A 7,354-nucleotide genomic window follows, 5' to 3' on the forward strand; every position below is an offset into this window, starting at 1 on the left:
AATTTAAACTCGTCGTTATAATGCTGCCTCGTTTTCCCCATTGTGAACACCTCACCTTTTATTAGGATTATTATCTGTCCAACGTTACGAGGTGTCCACTTTTTATTCTAATTGCATTTTCATCCTTATAGGGACTGGGAAGACGCGATTTCTTACTTCTTCGTCGCTGTAAGGCTGTTTTTCATGCTTACAGCGGGCTTGGCCGTGATTTTACAGGCTGTAAGCCGCTTTTTCGTCCTTATAGGCGTTACTTGTCGATCATGGATTATGTCAGTTGTTGAAACATGTTGCTTGCTGAGTTTGCTGAGTTTGCTGAGTTTGCTGAGCTTGCTGAGCTTGCTGGGCTTGCTGAGTTTGCTGGGCTTGCTGAGCCTGAGCTGGTTAAGCATGTTGCTTGTTGAGTGTGTCATGTTGCTTGTTGATCACATTTTACAGAGATACGATAATTTTGGCGGCACCTATATCTGGTATCAGTGTTGTACCTTGGGCATTATGGGCTGCGGACGCCCCGATAATACGATTTGCGTTGGTGATGCCTCTTAGCACTACCGTCCACGGCTTATTGGCAGCTCCGTCAGTGGCGATGACAATCTCACTGCCCTCTCTTGATGCAGTGACGGTGCGCTTCTGTTCTCCGTTCACATCATAAATGATCGCGGAAGCCGCGGCTCCATCCTCCAGCTCGAACAAATGAAGGGATATGCCTTCCTCGTAATCGTAATCCGGACGCTGGTCGTTGCTGCCAATGGCCAGCAGACTGTTCGGTTTCACGAGCAGCGGGAGACTCATATAGGAATGCTCCTCCTCTCTCCAACGCCCCCCTGCAACGGATTCTCCCGTGAAGAAGTTCGTCCATCTTCCTTCGGGAATGTAATACTTCACTATGCCGTCTTCTCTAAAAATCGGAGCAACGAGCAGCCGGTCCCCCAGCATATACTGAGTGTCCAAATGGTGGCTCGTAGGGTCCTCTGGAAATTCCAGCACCATCGCTCTCATCATAGGCAAGCCAATCACGGATGATTCTATAGCTGATGCATAGAGATACGGCATAAGACGACTTTTCAGCTTCGTGAAGAATCGCAGCACATCAACCGCTTCTTCATCAAATACCCAAGGTACGCGGTACGTTTCATTCCCATGGAGACGGCTGTGCGAGGACAACAGGCCGAATGCAACCCAGCGTTTGTAAATATCAGGGGAGGCCGTGCTTTCGAAGCCGCTTATATCGTGACTCCAATAGCCGAAGCCGGACAGGCCAAGGGATAACCCTCCCCGCAGCGTCTCCGCCATGGATTCATAGGATGCGGAGCAATCTCCTCCCCAATGAACCGGGAACTGCTGTCCGCCAGCCGTTGCTGAACGGGCAAACAACATCGCCTCATTCTTCCCAAGCTTGCGCTGAAGCACCTCAAATACGGCTTTGTTGTATAGGAACGTGTAGTAATTATGCATTTTTACAGGATCGGAGCCATCGTAATAGGCAACATTGTCGGTTGGGATGCGTTCACCGAAATCCGTCTTGAAGCTGTCAACGCCCATATCCACCAGCCGCTCCAGCTTCTCCTGATACCAGCAAGCAGCAGCTGGATTAGTGAAATCTACAATCCCCATACCTGCCTGCCACATATCCCATTGCCAAACATCGCCGCCTGTTGTTTTGAGCAAATATCCCTTCTCCATCGCTTCCTTGAACAGCGGCGACTTCTGCCCGATATAGGAGTTGATCCAGACACAGATTTTGAGACCTCTATCCTTCAGACGCCGCAGCATCCCCTCTGGATCAGGAAACACAGCCGGGTCCCATTCGAAATCACACCATTGATATTCCTTCATCCAGAAACAGTCGAAATGGAATACATGCAGTGGAATATCTCGCTCGAACATGCCGTCAATAAAGCTGTTAACCGTTGCTTCGTCATAATTGGTCGTAAAAGAGGTCGTTAGCCATAAACCGAAAGACCACGCTGGCGGCAGCGCCGGCTTGCCGGTCAATGCCGTATAATTCGCCAGCACCTCCTTGATCGTGCGTCCGCCTACGATGAAATATTCGAGATTTTCGCCAGGCACACTGAACTGGACCTTGGACACGTTCTCAGAGGCGATCTCGAAGGATACGCGTTCCGGATGATTGACGAATACTCCATAGCCTTCGCTGGAAAGATAGAACGGCACGTTCTTGTAGGCCTGCTCGCTGCTCGTACCGCCGTCCTCATTCCAAATATCAACGCTCTGGCCATTTTTCACAAATGGCGTGAACCGTTCACCCAAACCATAAATTTGCTCACCGATGCCAAGATCTAGCTGCTCGCGAAAATAGGACGTCCCATCACTGCTCTGGATATATCCCGTTCTTCTGCTTCCACTGCCTGTCACACGTTTCCCATAATTGACAAACGCCATATTCCACGGGCCGTTCTTGGCGATGTTGACGGTCAAGCCGCCGCTGGTCATAGAAACGGTGTCGTCATTATTTGCAATATGAACGTCATTCGTCTCGTTCTTGTATATTTCAAATTCCGGTCCCTTCGGATATTTGCCTGCATGATGCGTCCAACGGACACGAATCACATCCGGCATTGGAGCGCTTACCTCCACATTGAGCAGAGGCGCGTTAAGCGTATCTCCTTTGCGTTCCACTCTCTTGCATGCCGTATGAATCGACAGCTGCGATTGCTGGATTTCGATATCTCTTATCTCAACTGGATGCACGATCGTCATTCCTTCTCTCATCATCCAATAGCCGTCTGTAAATTTCATTAGAATCCCTCCGTTTCTTTTAATATAATAATATTAACTATTTTGATTCATTTCTTTTAAAATATTGCTCATTTATATCACGATTTTGATATCCTATCGTCTACCGACTGGATACATCGCAAAGATGAGCAAATCCGTCTGCATAAGTTGAACGAAGGGAAGAACAACAGCGATCACAAGAACATCGTTCAACTTGTATAGAGGAGAGAAAAAGGAGTCTTCCGATGAACAAAGCGGTATTAAAGGAAAATCGCATCCATGGAACGCCTCATTATCCGATCAGCCTGTACGAAATCTCCTGCCTCGCAGGCGAGCCTTTATTGGAGCTGCATTGGCATGAGGAGCTGGAATTTCTGCTCGTAACCGAAGGGACGGCCGTCTTTCGCGTGGATACAACGGACTATACGGTTAAGGCGGGCGAAGCGATTTTTGTAAACACCGGAGAACTGCATTCCGGCTATATTGCAGGCGATCGCCCCTGCTCGTTCAAAGCGATTGTTTTTCATTCTGAATTCATGATGAGCGGAAGCTTCGACATCACGCAAGAGAAATACTTGTCCCCTCTCATTCAAAAAAGACTTGGCATCCCGTCGCATCTCACAACCGGCTCTGTCATTGAGAATGAGCTGCTGAATCTGCTCCAGCGGATCATCAAGGTGAACGAGAGTCAGGAGCTTGCCTATGAGCTCACAACAAAGGGGCTGCTGTTTCAGGCCGCCGCCAAGCTTGTCATATTAGGCAAGCCGCTCGGCAGAAAGGCAGCGCCGCCCTCCGATTCCAATGCAATCGAACGGCTCAAAACGGTTTTAAACTTTATTCATACCCATTACAGTGAACCTATCCGTCTGAAGGATCTCGCTTCTCTCGTATCGCTGAGCGAAGCTCATTTTTGCCGGCTGTTCAAGGAGATCACTACGCGAACACCGGTCGCATACATCAATCTGTATCGTGTTCAGCAAGCGGCTGTTCTATTAACATCGACTAACAAAAAATTGTTGGAAATCACGCTTGATGTTGGATTCAGCAGCTCCAGCTATTTCATCGGCATCTTCAAGCAGCACTATGGCTGTACACCCAGCTCCTATCGCAAGAGAGACGGGGGATGAATACGACGAAAGGCTGTCCCGCTTCGTCATGCTAATGCTGCAAATGCTGCAGCTGACGAAATGGGACAGCCTATTCTAATGGGTTCCTGTGCTGTTGCTTTAAGGTTTTTTGAACGATACATCATCCGGCTCGTTCATAATTTCAAGCAGATTCTTGCCCATCGTTACCCACTTGCCTCCAGCTTGGATCGTGAGCGCCGTACCTCTGGAAATCGTACTCAAATCGAAATTGGCAATAATGGCTTGCATTTGCGCATATTGGCCTTCAATCAAGCTGAGATAATTCCGATCCGCCTCGGTCAGCGGTCCTTCATGATTCGCAACCTCAATTAGCGAGGCTTCGACCTGAGACATATAGGTTTCCGCAGTTCTGTCCGCGAATGTGAACGGCTCGCTGCTCGATACCTCTGCTTCTTCTATGAACGTCACGAGGTCCTTCTCATTCTTGAAAGCAAGAATGAGGGAGCTTTTGGCCAATAAACGGGTTGGGATCGTATCATTATCGAGCATCAGCCGCACATTGTTCAGAACAGAATCGATATGCTGCTTTGCATTATTGCCCGATTCGATGATCGTAAATCCGCGTTGTACACGCACATCCTGTTTCTCGTGAATGCTCTGGCTGTATAAGAAGACGTTGCCCATCAAGCTGAACGTCAGCAATACGAGCATAATTGGCGCAAACCATGACCGTCTTGGCTGCTTTTGCTCCAAGATTATCCCTCCATACGATTAAGCTGTTGCTTGCTCTTTTAAACTTACCCTATTTAAAAGCGTTCCAGCAAGTCTCTTTGTGTCTGTTTCTTGTCGATTGCCAGCGACAAATCATTGCAGCATCACATCGTCTCAAGAGCAACCTGGCTTCCTCGACCCGCAGGCTCTGAAGCGGTTACGATCAATCTGCGCGGCAGCCTTGCCCGCAATTCAGTGACATGGCTGATGACGCCGACCGACAGCGTATCGCTCTGAAGCTTCTCAAGTGCAGTAATGACCGTATCCAGCAGCTCCGGGTCCAGCGTGCCAAAGCCTTCGTCCAGGAAAAAGAACTGCAGCGGGTATTTGCCCCTCAGTTGAATTTGTCCGGACAGCGCCAGCGCCAATGCCAAAGAGGCAAGGAAGGTTTCTCCGCCGGAAAGGGACGAAACAGGCCTTCGAATTCCGCCATTGGCATCATCGCGTATGACGAATCCGCCGCCTGAATCCACCTCAAGCGCATATCGCCGCTTGGTCAGAAAGCCGAGTCGCTCTGAAGCGGTGCGGCATACTTGAACAAGCTGCTCCTCTGCCACATATTCAACAAACGCATTGCCGCGAAAAACCGATTGAAGCGATTTAAGCCGGCCTCCAAGCAGCTCTGTTTCCTTGCGGATCGTCTCCAGCTGCTGCCATCTGTCCTGCTTCGATGTTAGCTCTTCCAGATTCCGTTCTGCTTTGGCTGAGGCTTGCAGCGCTGATTCATTCGATAAACGAGACTGTTCCAGCAGCAGCACGCATTGCTCCCACTCCTCAACCGTTACCGATCTGCCTTGCAGCTGGTCTCGCAGCAGCTCGATCTGAGCCGCAAGCTGGCGCTCTGTTGCGCGGTAACGATCGATGTCCCCGGCAATCGCCTCCTGCTTCGATAACAGCGGCTGCAGCTCCTTCACCTCATCTGCTGTTTCGAACTGCGACTGCTCCAGAGCAGACAGCCACAGCTTGGCGCATTCCGCCTGCTGTGTCTCTGCATGGCGCGCCGATTCTTCGGCTGCGCTGCGCAGCTCGGCAGCCTTCTGAAGCGCTGCCCCCGCGGCTTCGTGCAAGTCTTGGAGACGGGTTAACTCGGAACGGATGTGGGCGAGCTCCCGTTCTGCTGCTTGCAATAATTGTCCCGCAGGCTCGCCGCCTGTCCATTGCTGAAGCTGTTGTTGTTTATCGGACAGCTGCTGCCTCTGGCTGTCCAATCTTACTGTGAGCTGCGCAGCTTCAAGCTGTGCTGACTGGACGAGCTTCTCATTCTTGCTCAATTGCTCGCTCGTCTCCTCGATGAAGGAGACGCTGCGTTCCAGCCGATTATTGAGCTCAAGCGCTGCATGCTCTCGCTGCTCATATTGCTGAAGCCGCTCTTGCGCATGCTCGGGAGGCAGCTCATTGCCAAACTGCTCCGTCCAGCTTGCCAGCTCTTGCCCCATGGCTGCAGCAAGCTCATTGCGTTTATGGGTCATCTCTGACTTCAGCGCGGTTTGTGCGCGAAGCTCGCTCTCCGCAATCTCATAGCGCCTGGCCCCATCATGTCCCAGGCTGCGGCTTGCGCTGAAACCAGCCTCTGCTGCTGCCACCCATTGCTCCTGCGCGGTATATGTATCCGATACAATCGCCAATACAGCCTGTAAAGCATGCAAGGTATCCCCATCAGGCTCATTATGAAGCAGCCAGGCATCGCCATGCTGCCCGGCTGCGGAATCAACCGATCCCGCAGCAGCAGCTTCACGCTCCCAATTGAAGGGGAGATGGACTGCTGCAGGGAGAGCATGGACTGCCGAGAGCGAATGGCCCGCTTCTGTATAGAGCGCGCCATTCGCTCCGCTTGTGGAGGGAATCGCTTCATACAGCCTTTCACACGCTGTTTCTACCTTGGAGCGAAGCGGTGCAATTCGCATCAGCAGTTCACTTGCTTGACCCTGTGCCCGTTCCCATGAGGCAATAGATGGAGATACGGCTTGTTCCTCTTCCTGTTCCAATGGAGCAATTATTGAAGATGCCGCTTGTTCATCATCCTGTTCCAATGGAGCAATTCCAATAGACGCGGCCTGTTCACCTTCCCGTTCCAATGGAGCAATTCCAATAGACGCGGCCTGTTCCCCATGCGCGGTCAACTGTGGATGCTCGCAGGAGCCGCAAACAGGGCATGGCCTCCCCTGCTGAAGCCCTTCCGCTAATGTCGCTGCCAGCTGTGCAATTTCCTCCTCGCGCTGTTTCTCGCGAACTCGCTCGATCCATTGCGGCAGTCGCCCACTTGCCTTCTTCAGCTTTTCTTCGAGTGACAACAATTCGGAGCGCACTGGGAGCAGGGATGATATATGCTCGTGCAGTGCTGCCACAGCCGCTGCTTGCTCCGCTTCTGCCGCCTTTAGCGTCTGACTCGCATTGATGAGCTTCTTGGACTGCGCCTCGCTGTCGCGGTCTGCGCGATCCAACTGCGCGCGAAGCGCCTCAATCTGCTGCAGCCGCTTGGCAAGCGCGCTGCGCTGGTCCCGCTCTTCGCTCGAAAGCTGAGCCGCCTTAAGCTCGGCTTTCAGCTCGCTTTGCTTCGCTCGTGCACGGCCGAGCGTATCCTGCGCTTTGGCGGCAGCCTCGCCAAAGCTGCGCTGCTCCAAGGCGGCGGCTGCGCTGCGGCGCTCGCCGTCGGCGACGCTTGCCGCAAGCGCGGCGGCTTCGCCTTCGAGCCGCTGCGCTTGCGCGAGCTGGTCGAGCCGCAGCGCAAGGCGCGGCTCGGCAGCGGCCGCATCGGCGGC

4 protein-coding genes are annotated in these 7,354 nt (G+C 52.2%); 1 reads left to right on the forward strand and 3 read right to left on the reverse strand.

The features are described 5' to 3' along the window. Positions 1-429 precede the first annotated feature (429 nt). Positions 430-2,757 carry an alpha-xylosidase gene (yicI, locus tag L6H65_RS22725; protein WP_236345151.1) on the reverse strand — a complete coding sequence of 776 codons (2,328 nt, stop codon included), beginning with the start codon at positions 2,755-2,757 and terminating at the stop codon, positions 430-432. Positions 2,758-2,981: 224 nt separating this feature from the next. Between yicI and L6H65_RS22730 the strand changes: the two genes are divergently transcribed. Further along, positions 2,982-3,863, forward strand: a complete 882-nt coding sequence (locus L6H65_RS22730; protein WP_236345154.1) for an AraC family transcriptional regulator — start codon at positions 2,982-2,984, stop codon at positions 3,861-3,863. Between the two features lie 99 nt (positions 3,864-3,962). On the opposite strand, the gene L6H65_RS22735 is transcribed toward L6H65_RS22730, so the two are convergent. Both L6H65_RS22735 and L6H65_RS22740 read right to left on the reverse strand, forming a co-directional pair. After that, the gene (locus tag L6H65_RS22735; RefSeq protein WP_236345156.1) at positions 3,963-4,577 is read right to left on the reverse strand and encodes a hypothetical protein; all 615 of its coding nucleotides are present in this window, start codon (positions 4,575-4,577) and stop codon (positions 3,963-3,965) included. A 122-nt stretch (positions 4,578-4,699) separates the two neighbouring features. Further along, a partial coding sequence (locus L6H65_RS22740; protein WP_236345158.1) for an SbcC/MukB-like Walker B domain-containing protein occupies positions 4,700-7,354 on the reverse strand: 2,655 nt, incomplete at its 5' end.

Source organism: Paenibacillus plantiphilus (assembly GCF_927798095.1).
Classification (GTDB): Bacteria; Bacillota; Bacilli; order Paenibacillales; family Paenibacillaceae; genus Paenibacillus_Z; species Paenibacillus_Z plantiphilus.